24 protein-coding genes and 1 tRNA gene are annotated in these 22,279 nt (G+C 63.3%); 9 read left to right on the top strand and 16 right to left on the bottom strand.

The genetic code is table 11. From position 1 onward, the window contains the following. Positions 1 to 14: 14 nt before the first annotated feature. Both HHL26_RS07410 and HHL26_RS07405 read right to left on the bottom strand, forming a co-directional pair. Positions 15 to 755: an SDR family NAD(P)-dependent oxidoreductase gene (locus HHL26_RS07410; RefSeq protein ID WP_066557403.1), complete on the bottom strand. Its 741-nt coding sequence runs from the start codon at positions 753 to 755 to the stop codon at positions 15 to 17. Between the two features lie 18 nt (positions 756 to 773). Next, on the bottom strand, positions 774 to 1,796 hold the full coding sequence (locus HHL26_RS07405) for a phosphotransferase family protein (RefSeq protein WP_066557404.1): 1,023 nt from the start codon (positions 1,794 to 1,796) through the stop codon (positions 774 to 776). A gap of 97 nt (positions 1,797 to 1,893) precedes the next feature. Between HHL26_RS07405 and HHL26_RS07400 the strand changes: the two genes are divergently transcribed. Genes HHL26_RS07400 through HHL26_RS07380 form a run of 5 tightly spaced genes read left to right on the top strand, consistent with a single transcriptional unit; the run spans position 1,894 to position 7,390 of the window. Beyond that, complete coding sequence (locus HHL26_RS07400; RefSeq protein WP_066561725.1) at positions 1,894 to 2,613, top strand: TetR/AcrR family transcriptional regulator; 720 nt, start codon at positions 1,894 to 1,896, stop codon at positions 2,611 to 2,613. A gap of 33 nt (positions 2,614 to 2,646) precedes the next feature. After that, a complete protein-coding gene (gene cofH / locus HHL26_RS07395) occupies positions 2,647 to 5,040 on the top strand; it encodes a 5-amino-6-(D-ribitylamino)uracil--L-tyrosine 4-hydroxyphenyl transferase CofH (protein ID WP_237229781.1) in 2,394 nt (797 codons plus the stop codon). After that, positions 5,030 to 5,695, top strand: a complete 666-nt coding sequence (gene npdG, locus HHL26_RS07390) for an NADPH-dependent F420 reductase (RefSeq protein WP_066557415.1) — start codon at positions 5,030 to 5,032, stop codon at positions 5,693 to 5,695. The genes cofH and npdG overlap by 11 nt, the downstream gene beginning before the upstream one ends. Before the next feature lie 14 nt (positions 5,696 to 5,709). After that, positions 5,710 to 6,882, top strand: a complete 1,173-nt coding sequence (locus tag HHL26_RS07385) for an acetyl-CoA C-acetyltransferase (protein WP_066557418.1) — start codon at positions 5,710 to 5,712, stop codon at positions 6,880 to 6,882. Between the two features lie 52 nt (positions 6,883 to 6,934). Then, positions 6,935 to 7,390, top strand: coding sequence for a carboxymuconolactone decarboxylase family protein (locus tag HHL26_RS07380; RefSeq protein ID WP_087575796.1), 456 nt, complete (start codon positions 6,935 to 6,937; stop codon positions 7,388 to 7,390). Between the two features lie 248 nt (positions 7,391 to 7,638). On the opposite strand, the gene HHL26_RS07375 is transcribed toward HHL26_RS07380, so the two are convergent. After that, positions 7,639 to 7,714: transfer RNA gene (locus HHL26_RS07375), tRNA-Lys, on the bottom strand. A gap of 45 nt (positions 7,715 to 7,759) precedes the next feature. Beyond that, on the bottom strand, positions 7,760 to 8,260 hold the full coding sequence (gene folK, locus HHL26_RS07370) for a 2-amino-4-hydroxy-6-hydroxymethyldihydropteridine diphosphokinase (RefSeq protein WP_066557421.1): 501 nt from the start codon (positions 8,258 to 8,260) through the stop codon (positions 7,760 to 7,762). A gap of 23 nt (positions 8,261 to 8,283) precedes the next feature. Here folK and HHL26_RS07365 point away from each other — a divergent pair, with 23 nt between their 5' ends. After that, positions 8,284 to 8,937 carry a uracil-DNA glycosylase gene (locus HHL26_RS07365; RefSeq protein ID WP_066557423.1) on the top strand — a complete coding sequence of 218 codons (654 nt, stop codon included), beginning with the start codon at positions 8,284 to 8,286 and terminating at the stop codon, positions 8,935 to 8,937. 1 nt (position 8,938) lies between these two features. On the opposite strand, the gene HHL26_RS07360 is transcribed toward HHL26_RS07365, so the two are convergent. From HHL26_RS07360 to HHL26_RS07340, 5 genes are all read right to left on the bottom strand, one after another. Next, positions 8,939 to 9,229, bottom strand: coding sequence for an antibiotic biosynthesis monooxygenase family protein (locus tag HHL26_RS07360; protein ID WP_066557424.1), 291 nt, complete (start codon positions 9,227 to 9,229; stop codon positions 8,939 to 8,941). Positions 9,230 to 9,245: 16 nt separating this feature from the next. Beyond that, positions 9,246 to 10,094: an N-carbamoylputrescine amidase gene (gene aguB / locus HHL26_RS07355; protein WP_066557426.1), complete on the bottom strand. Its 849-nt coding sequence runs from the start codon at positions 10,092 to 10,094 to the stop codon at positions 9,246 to 9,248. 10 nt (positions 10,095 to 10,104) lie between these two features. Continuing rightward, complete coding sequence (locus tag HHL26_RS07350) at positions 10,105 to 10,458, bottom strand: DUF3147 family protein (protein WP_066557429.1); 354 nt, start codon at positions 10,456 to 10,458, stop codon at positions 10,105 to 10,107. After that, positions 10,459 to 11,439, bottom strand: coding sequence for an agmatine deiminase family protein (locus HHL26_RS07345; RefSeq protein WP_066557434.1), 981 nt, complete (start codon positions 11,437 to 11,439; stop codon positions 10,459 to 10,461). It lies immediately after the preceding gene. 255 nt (positions 11,440 to 11,694) lie between these two features. Then, complete coding sequence (locus HHL26_RS07340; protein ID WP_066557437.1) at positions 11,695 to 13,350, bottom strand: M28 family peptidase; 1,656 nt, start codon at positions 13,348 to 13,350, stop codon at positions 11,695 to 11,697. 123 nt (positions 13,351 to 13,473) lie between these two features. On the opposite strand from HHL26_RS07340, the gene HHL26_RS07335 reads away from it, so the two are divergent. Next, the gene (locus HHL26_RS07335) at positions 13,474 to 15,459 is read left to right on the top strand and encodes an alpha/beta fold hydrolase (protein WP_066557441.1); all 1,986 of its coding nucleotides are present in this window, start codon (positions 13,474 to 13,476) and stop codon (positions 15,457 to 15,459) included. A gap of 62 nt (positions 15,460 to 15,521) precedes the next feature. Here the strand turns inward: HHL26_RS07335 and rpsD are convergent, their stop codons facing one another. Continuing rightward, entirely contained in the window at positions 15,522 to 16,136 is a 615-nt protein-coding gene (gene rpsD / locus HHL26_RS07330) for a 30S ribosomal protein S4 (RefSeq protein ID WP_066557445.1), read from the bottom strand. A gap of 192 nt (positions 16,137 to 16,328) precedes the next feature. Between rpsD and HHL26_RS07325 the strand changes: the two genes are divergently transcribed. Continuing rightward, complete coding sequence (locus HHL26_RS07325; RefSeq protein ID WP_066557448.1) at positions 16,329 to 16,628, top strand: chorismate mutase; 300 nt, start codon at positions 16,329 to 16,331, stop codon at positions 16,626 to 16,628. Between the two features lie 36 nt (positions 16,629 to 16,664). On the opposite strand, the gene HHL26_RS07320 is transcribed toward HHL26_RS07325, so the two are convergent. The 4 genes from HHL26_RS07320 to rpiB form a co-directional block, all read right to left on the bottom strand. Further along, a complete protein-coding gene (locus HHL26_RS07320) occupies positions 16,665 to 17,720 on the bottom strand; it encodes a TrmJ/YjtD family RNA methyltransferase (protein ID WP_082748591.1) in 1,056 nt (351 codons plus the stop codon). A gap of 88 nt (positions 17,721 to 17,808) precedes the next feature. Beyond that, positions 17,809 to 18,270 carry a transcriptional regulator NrdR gene (gene nrdR / locus HHL26_RS07315; RefSeq protein WP_022682631.1) on the bottom strand — a complete coding sequence of 154 codons (462 nt, stop codon included), beginning with the start codon at positions 18,268 to 18,270 and terminating at the stop codon, positions 17,809 to 17,811. Between the two features lie 6 nt (positions 18,271 to 18,276). Continuing rightward, a complete protein-coding gene (gene glyA, locus HHL26_RS07310; RefSeq protein WP_066557451.1) occupies positions 18,277 to 19,596 on the bottom strand; it encodes a serine hydroxymethyltransferase in 1,320 nt (439 codons plus the stop codon). A 12-nt stretch (positions 19,597 to 19,608) separates the two neighbouring features. Continuing rightward, positions 19,609 to 20,046 (bottom strand): ribose 5-phosphate isomerase B, encoded by a 438-nt coding sequence (gene rpiB, locus HHL26_RS07305; protein WP_066557453.1) that lies wholly within the window; start codon positions 20,044 to 20,046, stop codon positions 19,609 to 19,611. A 102-nt stretch (positions 20,047 to 20,148) separates the two neighbouring features. Between rpiB and HHL26_RS07300 the strand changes: the two genes are divergently transcribed. Further along, positions 20,149 to 20,346: a hypothetical protein gene (locus HHL26_RS07300; RefSeq protein WP_066561728.1), complete on the top strand. Its 198-nt coding sequence runs from the start codon at positions 20,149 to 20,151 to the stop codon at positions 20,344 to 20,346. Here HHL26_RS07300 and HHL26_RS07295 read toward each other — a convergent pair. Both HHL26_RS07295 and HHL26_RS07290 read right to left on the bottom strand, forming a co-directional pair. Beyond that, the gene (locus HHL26_RS07295; protein WP_066557456.1) at positions 20,343 to 21,428 is read right to left on the bottom strand and encodes an HPP family protein; all 1,086 of its coding nucleotides are present in this window, start codon (positions 21,426 to 21,428) and stop codon (positions 20,343 to 20,345) included. The two genes, HHL26_RS07300 and HHL26_RS07295, sit on opposite strands and share 4 nt — an antisense overlap. A 184-nt stretch (positions 21,429 to 21,612) precedes the next feature. Continuing rightward, positions 21,613 to 22,269: an alpha/beta hydrolase gene (locus HHL26_RS07290; protein WP_046762752.1), complete on the bottom strand. Its 657-nt coding sequence runs from the start codon at positions 22,267 to 22,269 to the stop codon at positions 21,613 to 21,615. Between the last annotated feature and the right edge of the window lie 10 nt (positions 22,270 to 22,279).

The raw sequence follows: 22,279 nt of genomic DNA, 5'->3' as shown, positions 1-22,279 counted from the left end.
CTTCTTGGAAAAATTCAGGTGAGCGTGAGGCCGCCGTCGACGACCAGAGTCTGCCCGCAAATATAACCGGAGAGGGGAGAGGCGAGGAAAAGCGCCACGCCCGCCATCTCCTCGACCGACCCGAAGCGGCCCAGGGGAATCTTCGCCAGCGCTCGGGTCCGCCGCTCGTCATTGTCCATCGTCACCTTGGTCATCTTGGTATCGACCAGGCTCGGCGCGATGCCGTTGACGCGGATGCCGTCGCCCGCCCAGGCAATCGCCAGCGCCCGCACCAGATTGACCGCGCCCGCTTTGGACGCCGCATAGGCGGGGTTGCCGAAGGTCGCCTTGAACGCGCCGATGGAACTGACGACGATGATCGCCCCCTTGGCGGCCGCCAGCGCTTCCCGGCACAGATTGGAAATATGCAGGATGGAGTCGAGATTGACCGCCATCACCTTGTTCCAGCCCTCGGCCTCGAACTCCTGCCGCCGGTAGAGCACGGCCCCCTGCGAATGGATCAGCACATCGAGCCTGTCGAAAGGCACCGGCGCCGCTGCAATCGCTGCCGCATCGCTGACGTCGACCTGCGTATAGCCGACGCCTTCGAGGTCGGAGCCTTCCTCGCCCGCATAGTCGGCCGCGCTGGTCCGCGTGCCCCAGACATGCACCTGCGCACCGCGCTGGCGGAAGGCCTGCGCCATGCCGTTGCCGATGCCGCTCGATCCGCCGACCACCAGCACCGTCTTTCCGGTGAAGTCGAGTTCGTTGGTCAAAGGGGATTCCTCTTCATGTCAGCGGATCAGCGCTTCAGCGCGCTCGAAAAGATGGATGGCGCGGCCGTGGAGCTTGTCGCCGGTCTCGCGCGGCGCCTTGCCAGCGCAGGCGCGGGCGTAAGTGCCCTCCAGCAGGATGCCGAGCTTGTAGCAGGCCAGCACATGATACCAATCGACAGCCGACAGATCGCGCGCCGATCCCTCCGCATAGCGCGTGACCAATTCGCCCGCGGCCGGGAACCCATTCCAGGGTTTCACCGATACCGTGCTTTCCGATTTCCCATCCGGCCAGGTCGCCAGCACCCATCCCAGGTCCAGCAGCGGATCACCGATCGTCGCCAGTTCCCAATCGATGATCGCCGCCAGTTCCGGCCCATCATTGCGATACATCACATTGGCCAGATGATAGTCGCCATGCATGATGCCGGGCATGAAGCGGTCGGGCCGATGCCGTTCCAGCCAATCCCCTACCGCGCCGACGGAGGGCAACGCCTCCGGCCCCGTCCACCCGTCAAACTCGCCATAGCCCGCAAGCTGCGATCGCCAGCGATCGACCTGCCGCCCGAGGAAATTCTCCGGCTTCCCGAAATCGGCCAGGCCCAATGCCTGATGATCCTGCGCGCCCAGGGCCGCGATCCCATCCACCAGAGCCAGCCCCATGGCATGGCGCATCGCCGGCGAACTGGCATGGGGTTCGGGCAATTGTCCCACCGGATTGAAGCCATCCACCGGCTCCATCAGATAGAAGGCGACGCCCAGCACGCTCTCATCGCTACAATCCGCGATCAGTCCCGGATGCGGCACTGCTGTCCCGGCCAAAGCGCGCAGCACGCGTGCCTCCCGCCGCATCGTCTCATTGCTGTTGGGACGGGGATGCGCGGGCGGGCGACGGAACACATAATCGCGCCCATCACGGCTGAAACGCAGCAGGATGTTCTGCGTCCCTCCCGCAAGCGGCGTCACGTCCATCAACGGGCCGGAGCCAAGCCCCTGATCCGTCATCCACGCCGCCAGCGACTCGATGTCGACCGCTGATTCCACTTAGGCATCCCTCACTTTTATCGACTGTTCACCCGTCGATTAGATCAATTGGATAATGCACTTGACGAACGCGCTTGGCAATGAGAAAAATGCACACATGGTCAGACTTCAACTTGCCAAGGCCGATGACGTCACGCGCAGCGCCGCTGCGGAGCAGCTCAAGAAGGTCGCCCTGCGCCTGTTCGCGGAACGGGGCGTGGATGGCGTCACCGTGCGGGAGATCGCGGCGGCGGCGGGGCAGAAGAATCACGGCGCTGTCGGCTATTATTTCGGGTCGAAGGAAGCGCTGGTGCGGGCCATCGTCATGGACGGCGCGGTGGCGCTCGACCGGGAACGCAACGCCGCGCTCGACTCGCTGGAGCGGGAGGGCGGACCCCGCACGATCCGGGAGGTCGTGGATATCCTTGTCCAGCCGGTTCTTGGCCTGCCCGATGAGCATTATGTCCAGTTCATCGTGATCTTCGCAATGACCCACAGGGACATGATGCTGGACGCGATCGATCCGGCGTGGAACATCGCCTATGGCCGCTGCCTCGATCATTTGCGCCGCCTGATGCCGCATCTGTCGCCTGGACTTCAGAACCAGCGCTTCGTGTTCATGGGCGCATATATCAGCGCGGTCCTTTCGGCGCGGCAGCGCGCCCTGGTCGACCATAGCCGCGCGCATCCGATGTGGGGTAGCGACTCCAGCCTCGAACATTTCATGCAGTCGCTGGTCGCCCTGCTGGACGCGCCCGCCGATCTCCCGCAGGAAATGCTCGACGGTATTGGTGGAGGCGCGGGCGCAATCCCCGAGCAGCCGGGGCCGGTCGGCTGAGACGGGCGCAAAGATAAGATGATGGAGCGGATGATGACGGGCAGGAACGGGATGAGCGAACAGGCGGCAGCTTTGCTGGAAACGCCCTTGGCCGATCTGCTGGCCGCCGCTTCGGCGCTGCGCGAGGCAGGCCATGGCCGTGTGCAAAGCTGGTCGCGCAAGATATTCATCCCGCTGACCCAGCTTTGCCGGAATCTTTGCCATTATTGCACATTCTCCCAGCCCCCGCGTCCCGGCGAGAACGCCTATATGACCCGCGAGGAGGTGCTGGCCGTCGCCCGCGCAGGCAAGGCGGCGGGTTGCACCGAGGCGCTGTTCACTCTGGGCGACAAGCCCGAACTGCGCTTCACCGCCGCCCGCGAGGAACTGGCGCGGCTCGGCCATGCCACGACCATCTCCTATCTCATCGAAATGGCCGCGCTGGTACGTGACGAAACCGGACTACTGCCGCACATCAACGCCGGCGTCATGACCCGCGAGGAAATGGCCGCGCTCCGCCGGGTTTCCGTAAGCCAAGGCCTGATGCTGGAGTCCATTTCAGACCGGCTCTGCCGGAAGGGTGGCGCGCATTATCGCTCGCCTGACAAGGAACCGGCGGCACGGCTGGAAACGATCCGCCTCGCGGGCGAACTGCAAATCCCCTTCACCACCGGCATATTGATCGGCATCGGTGAAACCCGCGAGGAGCGGGTCGAAGCGCTCGAAGCCATTCGAGACCTGCATGAAGGCTATGGCCACATCCAGGAAGTCATCGTCCAGAACTTCCGCGCCAAGGAGCGCACGGTGATGGCCCATGCGCCCGAACCGGACATGGAAGACCTGCTCTGGACCATCGCCGCCGCTCGCCTGATTTTGGGTCCTGAAATGAACATCCAGGCGCCGCCCAATCTCTCGGCTGCCGACTTCCCGCGCCTGCTGTCGGCGGGGATCAACGACTGGGGCGGAGTCTCGCCGGTCACGCCCGACCATGTGAACCCCGAAGCGCCCTGGCCCGAAGTCGAGCGCCTGCGCATGGCGACCGAAGGGGAGGGGCGGATGCTGGTCGCGCGCTTGCCGGTCTATCCCGCCTATGCGCAGGATAATGATCGCTGGCAGGATGCGGCCATGGTGCGCCACATCCTCGCCCATGCCGATGCGGACGGCTTTGCCCGCGAGGATAGCTGGTCGCCGGGCATAGCGCTGGAGCCCCGCGTCACGCGCCCCTCGACCCTGCCGGTCGATCCGAAGATCGCCGCCATCGTCGAGCGCGCCATGACGGGCACTTTGCTGGAAGAGGAGGAGATCGCTGCGCTCTTCTCCGCCCGCGAAACCGACCTCGAACATATTTGCGACAGCGCTGACGCCTTGCGCGAACAGGTGATGGGCGACGAGATCAGCTATGTCGTCAACCGCAACATCAACTATACCAACATCTGCGCCTATAAATGCAGCTTCTGCGCCTTCTCCAAGGGCGACAAGGCGGAGGAACTGCGCGGCAAACCCTATGATCTCGACCTCGAAGAAGTCATCCGCCGTACCCGCGAGGCCTGGGATCGCGGCGGCACCGAGGTCTGCCTGCAAGGCGGCATCCACCCGCATTATACCGGCGAAACCTACATCAACCTTGCCAAAGCGGTCCGCGCCGCCGTGCCGGAGATGCATATCCATGCCTTCTCCCCGCTGGAAGTCTCGCAAGGCGCTGCGACGCTGGGCCTGACGGTCGAGCAATTCCTGATCCGCCTTAGGCAAGCGGGTCTCGACACGCTTCCCGGCACGGCGGCGGAAATCCTCGACGATGAAGTCCGCGCTCAGATCTGCCCGGACAAGCTCAGCACCGAGAAATGGCTGGAGGTGGTCGAAACCGCGCACAAGGTCGGCTTCACCACCACCGCCACGATCATGTTCGGCCATGTCGACACGCCCCGCCATTGGGCGCGCCATCTGATCCGCATCCGCGACCTCCAGCGCCGCACTGGCGGCTTCACCGAGTTCGTGCCGCTGCCCTTCGTCCATATGGAAGCGCCCATGGGCCTGCGCGGCGAGGCGCGCCATGGCCCGACCTTCCGCGAAGTCCGGCTGATGCACGCCGTGGCGAGGCTCGCGATGCACCCCCATATCCGCTCGATCCAGACCAGTTGGGTCAAGCTGGGCGAGGAGGGAGTGAAGGCCTGCCTTATGTCGGGCGCCAATGACCTTGGCGGCACGCTGATGAATGAGAGCATTTCCCGCGCCGCCGGCACCCAGCACGGGCAGGAGATGCCGCCCGCCGCCATGGAGGCGCTGATCCGCTCGCTGGGCCGCACCCCGCGCCAGCGCAGCACCGCCTATGGCGCCATCGCCCAGGATATACATGAGCGCGGCATGGCCGCTGAGGAACTCACCCCGATGATCCTCACGCCCCCGCGCAAGCGCCGAAAAGAACAGGAGAGGTTTGAATATGCAGAATGAAGCTCTGGCGAGCATCGCCGTCCTTGGCGGCACCGGCAAGGAAGGCGGCGGCCTGGCCCTCCGCTGGGCGCATAAGGGCCACAAGGTCATCATCGGCAGTCGCACCGCCGAGCGCGCGCAGGAAGCCGCCGCCCAGATGAACGAGCTTCTGGGGGAGGGCGCTGTCACCGGCGCCGCCAACCCGGAAGCCGCCGCGCAGGCCGATATCGTCGTCCTCGCCGTGCCCTATGCTGCGCAGCAATCGACGGTGAAGGATGTCGAACCGGCGCTGGCGGGCAAGATATTGATCGACGTGACCGTTCCCCTGGTCCCGCCCAAGGTCAGCCGCGTCCAGCTTCCCGAAGGCGGTTCCGCCGTCGAAGCCGTGCAGAAGATGTTGGGCGAGGGTGTGCGCGTCGTCTCCGCCTTCCAGAATATCAGCGCCCATCACCTCACCAAGCTGGATGAGGAAGTCGAGTGCGACGTTCTGGTCTGCGCCGACGACAGCGAAGCCGCCGATACTGTGGTCGCGCTCGCGCAGGAAATCGGCCTGCGTGCCTGGAATGCAGGCCCCTTGTGCAACTCGGTCGTGGCGGAAGGCCTCACCTCCGTCCTGATCGCCCTTAACCGCAAATATAAAGTTCCCGGCTCCGGCATCCGTATCACCGGCGTCTGACAGGAGAAAAAGACATGGCTGAAGCCTATATCGCCGCCGTCGCGCGCAGCGCTGGCGGCAAGCGCGGCGGTCGCCTCGCTGGCGTCCACCCCGCCGATCTCGCGGGCAAAGTCCTTGCGGGGCTGGTCGAACGCTCCGGCTTAGACCCCGCCGCTGTCGAGGATGTCATCATGGGCTGCGCCTGCCCCGGCGGCGAGCAGGGCGCCAATATCGCCCGCAACGCCGTCCTCGCCAGCGGCCTGCCGGAATCCGTCCCCGGCACCCATGTCGACCGCCAATGCGGCTCTTCGCAACAGGCGCTGCACTTCGCCGCCGCCACGGTCATGTCCGGCGTGCAGGATGTGGTGATCGCGGCGGGGGTCGAAAGCATGACCCGCGTCCCCATGGGCCTGCCCTGGACGCTTCCCGCCAAACATGGCTTTGGCACCTATCGCAGCCCCGGCATCGAGGCCCGCTATCCGAACCAGCCCTTCAGCCAGTTCGGCGGCGCGGAAATGCTGGCAAAGAAATATGGCCTGACTCGTGATGTGCTGGACGCCTATGCGCTCGAAAGCCATCGCCGTGCAGCCGCCGCGACGGAAGCAGGCAAGTTCGACGCGGAAATCATCCCCCTCGAAATCGTCACCCCGGAAGGCGAAACCGTCCTCCACAAGATCGACGAGGGCATCCGCTTCGACGCGACCCTGGAAAGGATCGCCAGCGTCAAGCTGCTGACCGAGGATGGCGTGATCTCAGCCGCCAACGCCAGCCAGATTTGCGACGGAGCCGCTGCGCTGCTGGTGGTCAACGAACGCGGCCTCAAGGCGCATGGCCTGACCCCGCTCGCGCGCGTGCATGAGATGACCGTGCTGGGCCACGACCCCGTCATCATGCTCGAAGCCCCGATCCCCGCGACGGAAAAGGCGCTGGCCAGAGCGGGCATGAAGCTCTCCGACATTGACCTTTATGAAGTCAACGAAGCCTTCGCCCCGGTCCCGCTGGCATGGGCGCAGGCGCTCGGTGCCGACCCGGCGAAACTCAATGTCCATGGCGGCGCGATCTCGCTCGGTCACCCGCTCGGCGGCTCAGGCGCGAAACTCATGGCGACGCTGGTGAGCGCCCTCCGCGACCGGGGCTCCCGCTATGGCCTGCAAACCATGTGCGAAGCGGGCGGCATGGCCAACGTCGCTATCGTCGAAAGGCTCTGAGATCATGGCGCGGCTCGCCCTCCCACCCGGCGACGGAGAGGAGGGCGCCCGCATGTGGTCCCTCCGCCCGGATCTTGGCGCTGCGGCGCATGCCTTTGGCGACGCGTTGCAGGAGGGGGCGCGGCTTCCGGTCCGCATTCGCGAAGCCGCCCGCATCCGTATTGCCCATATCAACGGCTGCATTCCCTGCTCGGAAACGCGGGTGGAGGATATGGAACGCCACGGCCTTACCGAAGATTTCTACGCAGGGGTCGACGATCCGGACCGGCGCACCGATTATGCGCCACGCGAAGCGCTGGCCATCGCTTTTGCCGAACGCTTCGCGACAGGCCCGGCCGCCTTTGACGACCTGTTCTGGGCGGAACTCCATGCCCAATTCAGCGCCGCAGAATTGCTGGAACTCGCCACCCATTGCGCGAAATGGCTGGGCCTTGGTCGCCTCAATGCAGTGATGGAGATCGCCACATCCTGCCCGATCCGCATCAGCGCCGGGCCGGATATTCCCTGACAACCGGCTACATCTCTCCACCATTTCGCCGGAAATGCGGTGAACCGATGCTCTGCGCCAAAGCGCTCCGGGAACCAGACGCATGGTTAAGCCGTTCATCTTGCAGAAAGAATTGGAGAGGGCAGATGGACGACGCGCTGAAGCCTCATGCCATGTTCGGCATCCTGTTCGGCCTGCTGGTGTCGATCGAACTATGGTGCTGCGCCGCGCTGCTGCTGACAGCCCTGACCTGATGATCGGAAGGGGGATGGTGAGCCCTGCTGGATTCGAACCAGCGACCTACTGATTAAAAGTCAGTTGCTCTACCGACTGAGCTAAGGGCCCTCATATCATGAGGTCCGCACGCACTAGAGGCGGTGGTGCGGCTGGTCAACCTCCAGAAATCGCTTTTCGTAAGCGGAAGCGCAAATGGCGCATGGAAAGTCCTGAAACCGGGTCGCGCCAATCCGGGGCAATCGCGCAAAGCGGCGTCAGCACGAAGTCCCGCTCCCGAAAAGCCGGATGCGGGATGCGCAGTGAACGGCTGTTCCACCGCCCGCCGGACCAGAGAATGATGTCGATATCCAGACGACGTGCTCCCCAATGCATGAATCGCTGGCGCCCCAGGCGGCGCTCGATCGCCTGCAAGTGCAAAAGCATCGCCTCGGGCGGCAAGCGGCTCTCCACCAAGGCCGCGCTATTGGCGAAAATCCGCCGCGATGGTCCCAGGGGCAGTGTTTTTATGACAGGAGCCACGGCCAGAACCGTGCCCAACTGCCCGATCAGGCGAACTGCTTCCTTCAGCAAGCGCGCAGGAGCGAGCCGGGCCGACAGCGGGCGGTTCGATCCCAATGCGAGCGCGTAAACATGACGAGTGCTTGTCTTTGTCATCCGACAGCGCCTATCCCGTCGCCATGACGCTGCAAAGCCCTATCCCGCATAGCGAACCGCCGCATGATTGTCCGCTTTGCCCGCGCCTCGTTGCGTTCCGCGACGAAAACCGGGCAGAACATGCCGACTGGTGGAATGCTCCGGTTCCCGTTTTCGGTGATCCTCTCGGCAAGATCGCGATCATCGGACTGGCGCCCGGCAAATCGGGCGCCAACCGCACCGGCCGGCCCTTTACCGGAGATTATGCCGGCGATCTTCTCTTCGCGACGCTCCACAAATTCGGGCTTGCCGAAGGCGTCTATGAAGCGCGCGCGGATGACAGCCTGAAGCTGCGGAACATCATCATCCTCAATGCGGTCAAATGCCTGCCGCCGCAGAACAAGCCACTGCCGGAGGAAATCCGCAATTGCCGGGCCTTCCTGAAACCCGCGGTGGCAGCGTTGCCCAATGCGCAGGTCTTCATTGCGCTCGGCCAAATCGCGCACCAGTCAGCCGTGAAGGTGCTGGGCGGCAAGCTCCCCAAGGCGCGCTTCGCCCATTTGGCGGAGCATCGCATGCCCAGCGGCAAGATCGTAATCGATAGCTATCATTGCTCGCGCTACAACCAGAATACGGGGCGGCTGACCGCCGAGATGTTCGAGGCGGTCTTCGCCCGCGCGCTGACGCTCAGCGCATGAGTCAGCGCATCAGATAGTCAAGATAAGCCCCATCCGGCGGCCCGTCGAGCGCCGCCATCAGCGAGGCGAACAGCCCCTTGTCGATCAGCGCCGCAGCCGATTTGTGCGCGTCGACGTCGGCCCATCGCTCGATAAAGACGAAGCGCCGTTCATTCCCCAAATCGCGCAGCATTTCGACACCCTCGCAGCCGGGCAGCGGACGCACTGCATCCGCTATGGCACGCAGGGCCGTTTCCAATGCGGCGTCCATGCCTTCCTTCGCGTGCATGATATAGTGCCGGGCAACGGTCATAGCCTCTCTCCTGCTGTCAGATATCCTGGGCGATACGTGCATAAAGCTCCGGCCGCCGGTCGCGAAAGAAGCCCATGCCGGCCCGATGTTTGCGCGCTTGCGCCAGATCTAGTGTCGCCACCAGCGCGCCATTGTCCCTAGCGTCGGCTTCGGCGGCGAAATCGCCCCATTCGTCGCTGATGAAGCTGTGGCCGTAGAATTTCTGACCATCTTCCTCACCGATACGGTTGGCGGCGACCACCGGCATGCAGTTGCTGACCGCATGGCCGATCATTGCGCGGCGCCACATGCGGCTGGTGTCGAGGCCGACGTCATAGGGTTCCGATCCGATCGCGGTCGGGTAGAACAGCATTTCCGCGCCCATCAGCGCCATCACCCGCGCGGTTTCGGGATACCATTGATCCCAGCATATGCCAACGCCGATGGTGCCGAACTTGGTCTTCCAAACCTTGAAGCCCGTATTGCCGGGGCGGAAATAATATTTTTCCTCATAGCCCGGCCCGTCCGGGATGTGGCTCTTGCGATAGAGACCCATGATCTCGCCCTCATCGTCGATCATGGCGAGCGAATTGTAATAGTGCTGCCCATCGCGCTCGAAGAAGCTGGCCGGGATATAGACGCCCTCGGCCTTCGCCACCTTGCGCATTTCCTGCACGGCGGGATGCTCGTCGAGCGGCAGAGCATTGGCGAACAGCGCTTCTTCCTCGACCTTGCAGAAATAGGGGCCTTCGAACAGTTCCGGCGGGAGGACGATCTTCGCGCCCCGCGCGGCGGCCTTCACGACATGGCCGGCGACCATTTCGATATTGTTCGCCCGGTCGTCGGAAAAGGCGAGCTGGAGCGCGGCAACGGTGACTTTGGTCATGAACGATACCCTAGAGTCGAATGCCCATCCGGGCGGCAATGGCAACGGTCAGGAGATAGAGCAGGATCGTCAGCACGCAACCCACGATCAGCGCTGGCCCAAAGCCAACCCCACGCCGCAGCAGCATCGGGATCAGCAGGAACATCGGCAGCGAGGGAATGACATAATAGAATGTCGCCTCTGCATGGCGCGCCATATTCTCGACATCGGGCTTGTCGTTCCACAGCCAGATCATCCCCATCACCGAAATCAGCGGCAGCGATGCGATCAGCGCGCCAAGGCCCGGATAACGCCGCGACACCACCGACACGATGGCGATGATGATACCGGAAATAAGCGCCCGCAGCGCCAGAATCGCGCTCATCTAAGCGGACGGCATTTGCTGGCTGCAACAGTGGAAGCTGCCGCCGCCCGAAAGAATGGCGTCGCTGCGCAGCCCGACAATCTCCCGGCCAGGGAAGAAGGGTCTGAACGCATTCAAGGCTGCCTGATCATTGGGCTGGCCATAGATGGGCACGATGACCGCTGCATTGCCGATAGCGAAATTCATGTAGCTTGCCGGAATGATTTCGCCGTCCACGACGACGCGGCCGGGGGAGGGGATCGACGCCACCTCTATGCCGAAGGCCTTGGCCCGTGCCCGCGCATCGGCATAGATCGCCGCATTGGGATCATCCTCCGTGCTCGCTTCGGGCAGGGCCAGCACGCCCGGCGCCACGAAGCGCGCCAGATTGTCGACATGCCCGTCCGTATGGTCATTGAGCAGCCCATCGCCCAGCCACAGCATATCCGACAGACCCAGCGATCCGGCCAGCAGGGTTTCGATCTTGCCCCGGTCCAGTTCCGGATTGCGATTGGGGTTGAGCAGGCATTGCTCGGTCGTCACGAACAAACCCGTGCCGTCTGTATCGACCGCCCCTCCCTCGAACACCCAATGCTGGGTCGAGGTCGGCAGGCCCGTCATCGCCGCCAGGCGCGCGCCGATATTCTCATCGCCGGGCATCCGATATTTGCCGCCCCAGCCGTTGAAGCCGAAATCCACCAGCGCACGTTCGGACTCGCGCAATACTGCAATGGGGGCCGTGTCGCGCAACCATACATCGCCCAGCTTTTGAACGACGATGCTGACGTTCGGCGCCAGTCTGCGCCCGACCTCCGCATCGCCTTCATTGGCGCAGACCAGCCTTACTTCCTCACCCCTGCCATTGGCGTGAAGCGCGCTCGCAAAATCCGCGATCTGCTGCCGCGCCTGGTCAAACGCGCCTGGCCATTCCTCGGGAGAGGTGGGAAAGCCGATCCAGGTCCATTCATGCGGCGCCCATTCGGCGGGCATACGGAAAGTCATGGGCTTGGCTCCTGTCTGCGGGTGTTCTTCGCGCCTCTACAGGATCGCGGCGCGCATTCCAGAGGCATTATGAGGAATGGCCAATTCGGGTGGAAGGCGGACGGTCTGCTTCGTACGGCTTTTCTTGAAGCACATCGTGCTCCTGCGAAGGCAGGAGCCCAGTTCCTATGGTGCGATGATCCACAAGCGGCGGAACTGGGTTCCTGCCTTCGCAGGAACACGGATCACTTAATGGCTTGCATTGCCCGAAACCCGCTATTTCCCGGCGCGGCTCTTGTCGCGGATCGCCCGGAATTCGTCCCCCGGCATCCAATTGGGCCAGTCGGTCGTGTTCGCCAGCGCCCGCCCGACATCATAATAAAGCTTCAGATCCGCCTTCACGCCACCCCAATCCCATTTGGGATCATATTCATCCTTGGGCCCGTGATAATGATGTTCCTCATACTCCTTGGCGGTTTTGGCGCCCGCAGCGGGTCCGCCCTTCACCAGGTTCTGCCCGCCCTCGAAATAGAGCATCGGCACGCCATGCTTGGCGAAGCTGAAATGGTCGGAGCGGTAATAAAAGCCCTTTTCCGGCGTCGGCTCCAGGCTGGCGACCCGCTTCTGCGCCGCCAGCGCCCGGTCCAGATAGGCATCGAGCTGGGACTTGCCCTTGCCGATCACGACGACATTTTTCGCCAGCCCCGCCATGCTGAGCGCGTCCATATTCACGCCGCCCACCGTCCGGCCCAGCGGAAAGACCGGATGATTGCCATAATAGGCTGATCCCAGCAGCCCCGATTCCTCCGCCGTCACCGCCAGGAAGACCTGGCTGCGATCCGTCGGTCCGGCCTTCACATTGGCTTCCGCCAACGCCACCAGCGCAGCGGTCCCCGTCGCATTGTCGATAGCGCCGTTGCAGATGTCGTCGCCGTCGGGCGCCGCTTCGCAATGGCCCAGATGATCCCAATGCGCGGCATAAAGCACATATTCGTCGGGCCGCGCCTTGCCGGGCAGCAGGGCGACGACATTCTTCGAACTATGCTTGCGGATGGCATTGTCGAAGCTGAGGTTCGCCTTCATGCCCTTCAACGGCACGGCCTTGAACCCGCGCTTCTTCGCCGCCGCCATCAACGTGTCCAGATTAAGCCCCGCGCTCGCCATCAGCGCGGCAGCCTTGTCCTTCTGCATCCAGCCGATCGCGGCGGACTGGTCGGCATTGCCGTTGGCGCTGTCCGCGACATGCTGAGCGCCGGTCCAGCTCGACTGCACGACATTCCAGCCATAGGCGGCGGGCACCGTGTCATGCACGATGATCGCCGCCGCCGCGCCCTGCCGCGCCGCTTCCTCGAACTTGTAGGTCCAGCGGCCATAATAGGTCATCGCCCGCCCGTTGAACGGCCCGCGCAGGGTCGGGGTCTGGTAATCGGGATCGTTCACCAGAATGATGACCGTCTTTCCCTTCACATTGACGCCGGCATAGTCGTTCCACTTCTTCTCCGGCGCGTTGATGCCATAGCCGACGAAGATGACCGGGCTGTCCTTCACCTCGACATGCGGCTGTCCGGTGCGATAGGTGGCGATCACCATTTCCGGTCCGTAACTGGCGGAAACAGCGCTCTTGCCGCCGGTGAAGCGGAGCGGCGACACATTTTTCGCGTCGATCTCGACCAGCGGCACATCCTGGAACCAGCTACCCTTGTTGCCGGGCTTCAGTCCCAGCACCTCGAACCGCTGGACCAGATAGGCGAGGGTCTTTTCCTCCCCCACCGTCCCCGGCGCGCGGCCTTCATAAGCGTCGGAAGAAATCTCCTTCACCACCTCCTTCATCGTGTCGATGGAAGGGCCGTCGTTCGAGGACGCGGCGGAGGCTGGCAGCGCGCAGGACAGGGCGATGAGCGGTAGCGTGATCTTGGCGAAAGAGGGGCGCATCAGGGGGGAACCTCGACAGATGGATTGGTGCGATGATGGCACCGCGCACCGGAACCGGCAAGCGTCAGGCGTTGACAGTTTTACGGCTGTATATATTTCTGGACCCCGCAAGGGGGTAGTTTCATGCGATTGAAGTTTCTGAATTTTTTACCATGGGTTGCGTTCGTCGTGCCGGCCCATGCACAAAGCGATGCTGCCAAGGCCTTCGGCGCCCGGCCCGCCGTTTCCGATGTCAGCATTTCGCCCGATGGCCAGTCGCTGGCGATGATCGAGGCGACAGCAGGGCGTGGATCGGTCGTGTCGGTGCTCAAGATCGGCGGCGATGCCGACCGCAAGTTGATCCTTGCCTCGAACGGCAATCCGGACCAACTGACATCCTGTGGCTGGTCGACCAATGACCGCATTCTCTGCAACGTCTATATGATCAGCACCGTGTTCGGACAGAGGACCGGCCAGACGCGCATGTTGGGCGTCAATGCCGACGGGACGGACGTCAAGATGGTGAGCGCCCGGCAAAGCACGACGCAGCTGGGGATCGCTCTTGGCGGCGGCAGCATTCTCGACTGGATGGGGGAGCGTGAGGACGGCACCGTCCTTATGGATCGTTATTATATTCCCGAACAGACGACCGGGCACTTGACGGCGCAAAGCAGACAGGGGCTGGGCGTAGACCGCGTGAACACGCGCAGCCTTGCGCGTTCTATGGTCGAAATCCCGCGTGGCGATGCCGTGTCCTACATCACGGACGGCCATGGGGCGGTGAGGATCATGGTGACGCGTCCGACGACCAGCATGGGCTATGGCGGGCATCGTTACGAATATTTCTATCGGAAGAAGGGAAGCCGCGACTGGCTTCCGCTCTCGACCCAGTCGGTTTCGGGTGTCGTTGCACAGGGTTTTGAGGCGCAGGCGGTCGATTCCGACCTGGACGTCGTTTACGGCACGGATGCGGAAAATGGGCGTGCGGGCCTTTACCGCATCAGTTTGGACGGCAGCATGAAGAAGGAGCTGGTCTACGACCGCAGCGATGTCGATGTGACCGACCTGATCCAGATCGGCCGCCAACAGCGCGTCGTGGGCGTCAGTTGGGCCACCGACCGGCGCCATTCAGCTTTTTTCGATCCGGAGCTCAAGAAATTCGCGGCGGCGCTGGGCAAAGCGCTGCCCAATGCGCCGCTGGTCAGCTTCGTCGATGCCAGCGCGGACGAGCAGAAGCTGGTCCTTTATGCAGGCAGCGATATCGACGCGGGCCGCTATTATCTGTTCGACAAGGCGACCAAGCAATTGGGCGAGATCATGGCGATCCAGCCGGCGCTGGATAAATACAGGCTCTCGCCGGTCAAGCCGGTCGGCTTCGTCGCTTCGGACGGCAAGACGATCCCCGGCTATTTGACCTTGCCGCCAGGCAGCGACGGCAAGGGGCTGCCCGCCATCGTCATGCCTCATGGCGGGCCGTGGGCGCGCGATGAATGGGGCTTCGACTGGCTCGCGCAATTCTTCGCGCATCAGGGTTATGCCGTGTTCCAGCCCAATTTTCGCGGTTCGACCGGGTTTGGCGCTGACTGGCTGGGAGGCAGCGGCTTCAAATCATGGCAAAGGTCGATCGGTGACATCAACGATGCCGGAAAATGGCTGGTCAGCCAAGGGATAGCCGATCCCGCCAAGCTGGCGATCGTCGGCTGGTCTTATGGCGGTTATGCCGCTCTTCAGTCCGCGGTGGTCGATCCGCGGCTCTACAAGGCCATCGTCGCCATCGCGCCGGTCACGGACATAGGCGACTTGCAGCAGGAATGGAAAAGCGACCTCAGCCCCGCCTCACTCGAAGCGATGTTCGGTGACAGCGCCGTCGCGCAGGCCGGGTCGCCTGCCCGTCATGCCGATGCCTTCGTCGCGCCGGTGCAGCTATTCCATGGCGATATCGATCAGAATGTTTCGATAGCGGAATCGCGCACCATGGCCTCCCGCCTCAGGAGCAAGGGCAAGTCGGTCGAACTGGTGGAGTTCAAGAATCTGGACCATCAGTTGAACGATAGCGATGTGCGCGCGCAGATGCTTGATCGCGCTGATAATTTCCTGAGGTCTGCCCTGAAACTCGAACCGGCCAAATAGGCAAAAGAAAAGGGGCGGCCCGATCGGACCGCCCCTTTCTTGTTTCGAATATTCGCCGCCGATTAGCGCGAATAGAATTCGACGACCAGATTGGGCTCCATCTTCACCGGATAGGGCACTTCGTCCAGCGAGGGCACGCGGACATAGGTGACCTTGGCGGCGCCATCGGGCGACACATAGTCGGGGATGTCGCGCTCGGGCAGACCCTGCGCTTCCAGAACCAGCGCCATTTCCTGCGCCTTCTTGCCCAGGGTGATTTCGTCGCCCGGCTTTACCAAGCGGCTGGCGATGTTGCACTTCACGCCGTTCACATAGATGTGGCCGTGCGAAACGATCTGGCGGGCCGAGAAGATGGTGGGCGCGAACTTGGCGCGGTAGACCACGGCGTCCAGGCGGCGCTCGAGCAGGCCGATCAGGTTCTGGCCGGTGTCACCCTTCATGCGGGCGGCTTCGATATAGCTCTTCTTGAACTGCTTTTCGGTGATGTCGCCGTAATAGCCCTTCAGCTTCTGCTTGGCGCGGAGTTGGATGCCATAGTCGGACATCTTGCCCTTGCGGCGCTGGCCGTGCTGGCCGGGGCCATATTCACGCTTGTTGACCGGGCTCTTGGGGCGACCCCAGATATTCTCGCCCATGCGGCGGTCGAGTTTATACTTGGCGCTGGAACGCTTCGACATGATATTTCCTTACAACTGCTAACAACGTTATGCCCGGTATCGCCTACGATCCATATTTCAGGGGCAGGGCCACCGCTTCACCGGGATGCGGGACCAATCGCGAAGCGGCGCCTATGGAGAAGGGATGGGAGCCTGTCAACCCCGAACGTCAACCCTCGACAGGCCCGGTTTCCGGGCTTAGTTCCACCACCCATGAATCCTGAAAGCTACACGACCATGGCCGAAGTCCGCGCAGGCGTGGACGAAATCGACCGCCAGCTTGTCGCGCTGCTCGACCAGCGCTTTGCCCATATGCGCGCCGCTGCCCGGATCAAGCCGGATCGGGGGGCTGTTCGCGATGAGCCTCGCAAAGCTGAAGTCATCGCAAATGTGTGCGCTGAAGCGGAGCGCCTGGGCGTCCCTTCCGATGTGGTCGGGGAGTTGTGGGACAAGTTGGTCGAAGCCTCGATCGCCTATGAGATGAACGAGTTCGATCGCCTCCGGTCCTCTTAGTCCGTCATTTCCCGCGCAGGCAGGGATGACGGAGGTTCAGCGCGCCCGTGGATTGCCCAACGCCGACAGCACGCCGCGAAGGGTCCGCACTTCCAGATGGTTCCAACCCGGCTTAGTCAGCAGGTTCCGCAAAGTCCGCTTGGTTGCGGGCGCCCGATCCGGCGGAAAGAAATAGCCCGCGCCTTCGAGCAGCGTCTCGAACTGGTCGATCATCCCCTCCAGTTCCGCTTGCGGAGCCGGTTCGCCTAGATCGACCACGGTCGGCTGCTCCAGCCCAGCCTGCTTCGACCATTCATAGGCGCACAGGATCACCGCCTGCGCCAGATTGAGCGACCCGAACTCCGGATTGATCGGTACGGTCAGGATTTTCCGCGCCAGCGCCACATCTTCGGTCTCCAGCCCCGACCGCTCTGGCCCGAACACATAGGCAGAGCGCCCCGCTGCCTCATGGATTTCCCGTGCAGCCTCTTCCGGCGTCACAACCGGCTTGGTCACGCCCCGCTTGCGCACGGTGGTCGCATAGACATGGGCGCAGTCGGACACTGCATCAGCCAGCGTCTCGAAAACCTTGGCCTTGTCCAGCACCACATCCGCGCCAGCCGCAGACGGTCCGGCATCCGGATTGGGCCAGCCATCACGTGGGCTGACCAGCCGCATCTCGGTCAGCCCGAAATTGAGCATGGCACGCGCCGCCTTGCCGATATTCTCGCCAAGCTGCGGCCGAACTAGAACGATGACGGGGGAGGGGGATTGTACTTGTTCCATAGTTCCGTTCGTCCTGAGTAGGGGCTGAGCTTGTCGAAGCCCCGTATCGAAGGATTTGCGCGCCAACAGGCGGATCTCGTTCCAATCGCCCGCGATCAAGGCTTCCTTTTTCTTCCGCGACCAGCCCTTAATCTGTTGCTCGGCGGAAAGCGCTTCGTTGCGAGTCCCGAAATCCTGTTGCCAAACGAGTGATACAGGGCGCCGTTTTTGCGTGTAACCTTCGACCTCACCAGCCTGATGCTGGGCTACGCGATATTCGAGATTATCCGTGTGACCCAGATAATAGCTGCCGTCCGAGCAGCGCAGCATATAAGCGTGGAATGTCATGGCATGGTCCTTCGATACGCCATTTCGACTTCGCTCAATGGCTACTCAGGACGAACGGAGGTGGGAAGGCGGTGGGGAGATCACCGTCTCACTCACTGCCCACCTCTTTCACGGTGGAGGCAAAATCCTCGAAGTCCCGTGCGTCGGTGAAGTCCTTATAGACGCTGGCAAAGCGGATATAAGAGACGCTGTCGAGGCGTTTCAGACCCTCCATCACCATCTCGCCTATAGCCCGCGCAGGAACTTCGCCGTCGCCGGACGTTTCCAACTGCCGCTGGATGCCGGAAATCAGCTTTTCCAGGCGGCTCGGATCGATCGGCCGCTTGCGGCACGCGATCCCGATGGAGCGGGCCAGCTTGTCGCGATCAAAGGCTTCCTTGCGCCCCTCGCTCTTCACCACCCATATGTCGCGGAGCTGAATCCGCTCGAAGGTGGTGAAGCGCGCGCCACAGGCTTCACACTGACGCCGACGGCGAATGGCGGCGCCATCCTCCGTCGGGCGGCTGTCCTTGACCTGACTGTCGTCATGGGCACAGAAAGGGCAACGCAAGGGCGATCAGCCTTCGTAGATCGGGAAACGGGCGCAAAGGGCCGAGACGCGCTCGCGGACATTGGCTTCCACGGCGGCGTCGCCATGCTCGCCATTGTCACGCAGGCCTTCCAAGACGTCCGCGATCATGTCGCCAATGGCCTCGAACTCGGCCACGCCGAAACCGCGGGTCGTACCGGCGGGCGAGCCCACGCGGATGCCGCTGGTCTTGGTGGGCGGCAGCGGGTCGCCCGGCACGCCATTCTTGTTGCAGGTGATGAAGCTGCGCTCCAGCGCCTCGTCCGCATCCTTGCCCGAAATGCCATAGGGACGCAGGTCGATGAGTGCCAGATGCGTGTCGGTGCCGCCCGACACCACAGCTAGGCCGCGCTGCTCCAGCTTGCCGGCAAGCGCCTTGGCATTGGTCACGATCGCCTGGGCATAGGTCTTGAACTCCGGACGCAGCGCCTCGCCAAAGGCAACCGCCTTCGCCGCGATCACATGCATCAGCGGGCCTCCCTGAAGGCCGGGGAACACCGCCGAGTTGATCTTCTTCGCTATGGCTTCGTTATCGGTCAGAATCATGCCGCCACGCGGACCGCGCAGGGTCTTGTGCGTGGTGGTGGTCACGACATCGGCAAAACCGAAAGGCGTCGGATGCGCGCCACCCGCGACCAGACCCGCGAAATGCGCCATGTCGACCATCAGCAGCGCGCCGACCTTGTCCGCGATGGCGCGGAAGCGGGCGAAGTCCAAATGCCGCGGATAGGCCGAACCGCCCGCGATGATGAGGGTCGGCTTTGCCTCGATCGCCTGCGCTTCCAGTGCGTCATAATCGATGACATGCGTATCCTCGCGCACGCCATACTGTACGGCATTGTACCACTTGCCCGACAGCGCCGGCTTGGCGCCATGGGTCAGGTGACCACCAGCATCGAGCGACAGGCCCATGATGGTGTCGCCCGGCTTGGTCAGCGCCAGCATGACCGCGCCGTTCGCTTGCGCGCCCGAATGGGGCTGCACGTTCACGAAGCCGCAGTTGAAGATCTGCTTGGCGCGGTCGATGGCGAGCTGCTCGACCTCATCCGAAGGCGCGCAGCCCTGATAATAGCGCTTGCCCGGATAGCCTTCGGCATATTTGTTCGTGAAGACCGAACCCTGTGCCTCCAGCACCGCCTTTGACACGATATTTTCCGAGGCGATCAGTTCGATCTGGTTCTGCTCGCGCTTCAGTTCGTTGGTGACGCCCGCGAAGACCGCCGGATCGGCATCGGCCAGGCTGCGCGTGAAATAGCCTTCCGAACGGATATCGGACAGGTCGGGCTGGGTGAGGGTGGCGGTGCTCATAGGGCAGGCTCCTTAAAGCGCGGGCTGGGAGAGTTTCTCGACGCGGCCGGCATGGCGGCCACCGCCGAAATCTGTGGAAAGAAAGGTAGCGACGCAGGCCTTGGCCATGTCCACGCCGGTCAGGCGCGCGCCCAGGGCAAGGACGTTGGCGTCATTATGCTCACGCGAGAGCGCGGCGGAGAGAGGTTCGGACACCAGCGCGCAGCGACAGGCGGGGTTGCGGTTGACGGCGATGGAAATACCGATGCCCGACCCGCAAAGCGCAATGCCGCGCTCGGCCGCGCCCGAAGCAATTGCCGTCGCCAGCTTGTAACCGAAATCGGGATAATCCACCCGATCGGCGGTCGCCGGACCCAGATCGTCGACCTCATGGCCTTCGGCGCGCAGCCAGTCTGCGAGTTCCGCCTTCAGATCAACGGCGGCATGATCGGAAGCGAGTGCGATTTTCACGGTAAAGCTGTCCTGTCACGCAAAAGGTGATTCGTTCCCGCGCCTCATAGGGGCTGAACCGCGATATTGCCACAGTCCACCCGCCCGCCTATGGCCTGCTTCATGGCTGGCACGATTTTATCCATATTGATGCTTGCGGGCATGGCTCTGACGGGCGGCGGCATTTATGCGATCGTCAAGAAGAGGGACCGCAAGCGCGGCACGCTGATGATCGTCGCGGGGCTGGTGATGTTCGTCAACGTCGCCATCACCGCCATTCCGGGCTCCGACCTGCCCGTGCTGGAAAACGGCAGCCGTTAAGCGCGAAGGGCCACCGCCGCCAGCAGATCGGTCTGCGTGATGAGGCCGCGCAGCATCCGGTCGTCATCCACCACGATCGCCTCGCGCCGCCCTCCGCCGGTCAGGGGACGCAGCAGCGCCGCCACCGGCGTATCCGCGTGCACGATATAGGGTTCCGAAGCGATGTCGCCCACGCGCTCACCCACGCGCGCCAGGTCCAGTGGGCCGACTACGCCATGCACGCGTCCGGCATTGTCCAGCACTGGCAAGGACAGTAGCCGCCGGAGGTGGAGCAGTGCCCGCGCCTCGGCCACCGGCTGGCCTTCCCGCACCGAAATCACGTCGCGAGACATGATCTCGCCGCAGGTCAGCCGGCCATGCGCCCGCTCGGCTGCGCGCATCTCCGCGTCGTGCAGGACGATCTGCAAGTCGGCCGCATCCACGTCCAGCGTCTCGCCATAGGCATGCAATGCCTCTTCGACGTCCTGCTCCGACGGCGAGCGCAACAGGGGGGCGGGATCGCTGGTGCCATGGGTGCCGGGTGCCTTGGGCACGATATGGGGATAATTATGCCCGGCCAGCCGATGGAAGATGATCGCGACGGTCACGAGCAGCGCCGTATTCACCGCCACCGGAACGAAGGCGAACATATAGCTCGGTGCGCCTTGCGTGGCTCCCAGGACCGCGGACAGCGCCACGGCCCCGCCGGGTGGGTGCAAGCAACGCAATAGCGACATGACGCCGATTGTGCTGCCCACCGCCAGCGCGGCGGCAATGGTCGGATCGGGGATCAGCTTTGCCACGCTGATGCCCACCAGCGCCGACACCACATTGCCACCCAAGACCGGCCAGGGCTGGGCCAGCGGACTGGCCGGCACGGCAAAGAGCAGCACCGCCGACGCCCCCATGGGCGCGACCAGCAGCGGATGGGCGATCCCGTTCCCCAGCATCAGCCCGCATAGCAGGCCGGTAATGGCGATCCCGCCGATCGCTCCGCTTGCTGCCTTCAGCCGGTCCAGAAAGCCCGGTCCCGCCGGTGCGGGGATGAAGGCGCTATAATAGCGGCTCCAGATCAGGCGGACGTCATTCTTGGGCTCACTCATCACGCGCTGCCGCTAAAGCCCGCACCCTTCCAGGCCAAGCGCAAATTTACTCGTCCGCCGCAATCGCAGCTTCGCGCTAATGCTCTCACAAGCTTGGAGAGGGGATAGGAGGGGGCCAGTTCGTAACCCAAAAGAAAAGGGGCCGCTTTCGCAGCCCCCAATCTTGCAAATCTGTAACCCCAGCTCACCGTATAGGCGAATCCGGCGACAGCCGCATGTCGAGATAATTATCCACCGACTTCATCAACTGCTCCAGCTCATGTTCGAAAAAGTGGTTCGCGCCACGGATCTCGTCATGATGGATGGTGATGCCCTTCTGGGTGCGCAGCTTGTCGACCAGCTTCTGCACGGCGCTCGCGGTGACGACCTCGTCCGCCGTTCCCTGGACGATGATGCCCGAGGAAGGGCAGGGCGCCAGGAAGGAGAAGTCATACATGTTCGCTGGCGGTGCGACCGAGATAAAGCCCCGTATTTCCGGGCGCCGCATCAGCAACTGCATGCCGATCCAGGCGCCAAAGGAGAAACCGGCGATCCATGTCGTCTGCGCCTCCGGATGGAAGCTCTGCACCCAGTCGAGCGCCGCAGCGGCGTCGCTCAATTCGCCAATGCCGTTGTCGAACGTGCCCTGGCTGCGCCCCACGCCACGGAAATTGAACCGCAGCACCGCAAAGCCGCGCCGCACGAAGGTCTTGTAAAGCGCCTGGGTGATACGGTCGTTCATCGTGCCGCCGCCCTGGGGGTGCGGATGGAGGATCATCGCGACCGGCGCGCGGGGGCGGGGGGGAGGGCTGAAGCGGCCTTCGAGGCGGCCTTCGGGTCCGGGGAAAATTACGTCGGGCATGGCACCTGTT

Source organism: Sphingobium sp. TB-6, from assembly GCF_012927365.1.
Taxonomy (GTDB): Bacteria; Pseudomonadota; Alphaproteobacteria; order Sphingomonadales; family Sphingomonadaceae; genus Sphingobium.
The sequence above is the reverse complement of the archived record's forward strand: the minus strand, read 5'-3'. Positions and strand labels throughout refer to the sequence as shown.

Bases quoted from the DNA above. Each gene is read 5' to 3' on its own strand.
- HHL26_RS07400 (WP_066561725.1), top strand. From the start codon at position 1,894: ATGGTCAGACTTCAACTTGCCAAGGCCGATGACGTCACGCGCAGCGCC.
- cofH (WP_237229781.1), top strand. From the start codon at position 2,647: ATGACGGGCAGGAACGGGATGAGCGAACAGGCGGCAGCTTTGCTGGAA.
- npdG (WP_066557415.1), top strand. From the start codon at position 5,030: ATGCAGAATGAAGCTCTGGCGAGCATCGCCGTCCTTGGCGGCACCGGC.
- HHL26_RS07385 (WP_066557418.1), top strand. From the start codon at position 5,710: ATGGCTGAAGCCTATATCGCCGCCGTCGCGCGCAGCGCTGGCGGCAAG.
- HHL26_RS07380 (WP_087575796.1), top strand. From the start codon at position 6,935: ATGTGGTCCCTCCGCCCGGATCTTGGCGCTGCGGCGCATGCCTTTGGC.
- folK (WP_066557421.1), bottom strand. From the start codon at position 8,260: ATGACAAAGACAAGCACTCGTCATGTTTACGCGCTCGCATTGGGATCG.
- HHL26_RS07365 (WP_066557423.1), top strand. From the start codon at position 8,284: ATGACGCTGCAAAGCCCTATCCCGCATAGCGAACCGCCGCATGATTGT.
- HHL26_RS07360 (WP_066557424.1), bottom strand. From the start codon at position 9,229: ATGACCGTTGCCCGGCACTATATCATGCACGCGAAGGAAGGCATGGAC.
- aguB (WP_066557426.1), bottom strand. From the start codon at position 10,094: ATGACCAAAGTCACCGTTGCCGCGCTCCAGCTCGCCTTTTCCGACGAC.
- HHL26_RS07350 (WP_066557429.1), bottom strand. From the start codon at position 10,458: ATGAGCGCGATTCTGGCGCTGCGGGCGCTTATTTCCGGTATCATCATC.
- HHL26_RS07345 (WP_066557434.1), bottom strand. From the start codon at position 11,439: ATGACTTTCCGTATGCCCGCCGAATGGGCGCCGCATGAATGGACCTGG.
- HHL26_RS07340 (WP_066557437.1), bottom strand. From the start codon at position 13,350: ATGCGCCCCTCTTTCGCCAAGATCACGCTACCGCTCATCGCCCTGTCC.
- HHL26_RS07335 (WP_066557441.1), top strand. From the start codon at position 13,474: ATGCGATTGAAGTTTCTGAATTTTTTACCATGGGTTGCGTTCGTCGTG.
- rpsD (WP_066557445.1), bottom strand. From the start codon at position 16,136: ATGTCGAAGCGTTCCAGCGCCAAGTATAAACTCGACCGCCGCATGGGC.
- HHL26_RS07325 (WP_066557448.1), top strand. From the start codon at position 16,329: ATGAATCCTGAAAGCTACACGACCATGGCCGAAGTCCGCGCAGGCGTG.
- HHL26_RS07320 (WP_082748591.1), bottom strand. From the start codon at position 17,720: ATGACATTCCACGCTTATATGCTGCGCTGCTCGGACGGCAGCTATTAT.
- glyA (WP_066557451.1), bottom strand. From the start codon at position 19,596: ATGAGCACCGCCACCCTCACCCAGCCCGACCTGTCCGATATCCGTTCG.
- HHL26_RS07300 (WP_066561728.1), top strand. From the start codon at position 20,149: ATGGCTGGCACGATTTTATCCATATTGATGCTTGCGGGCATGGCTCTG.
- HHL26_RS07295 (WP_066557456.1), bottom strand. From the start codon at position 21,428: ATGAGTGAGCCCAAGAATGACGTCCGCCTGATCTGGAGCCGCTATTAT.
- HHL26_RS07290 (WP_046762752.1), bottom strand. From the start codon at position 22,269: ATGCCCGACGTAATTTTCCCCGGACCCGAAGGCCGCCTCGAAGGCCGC.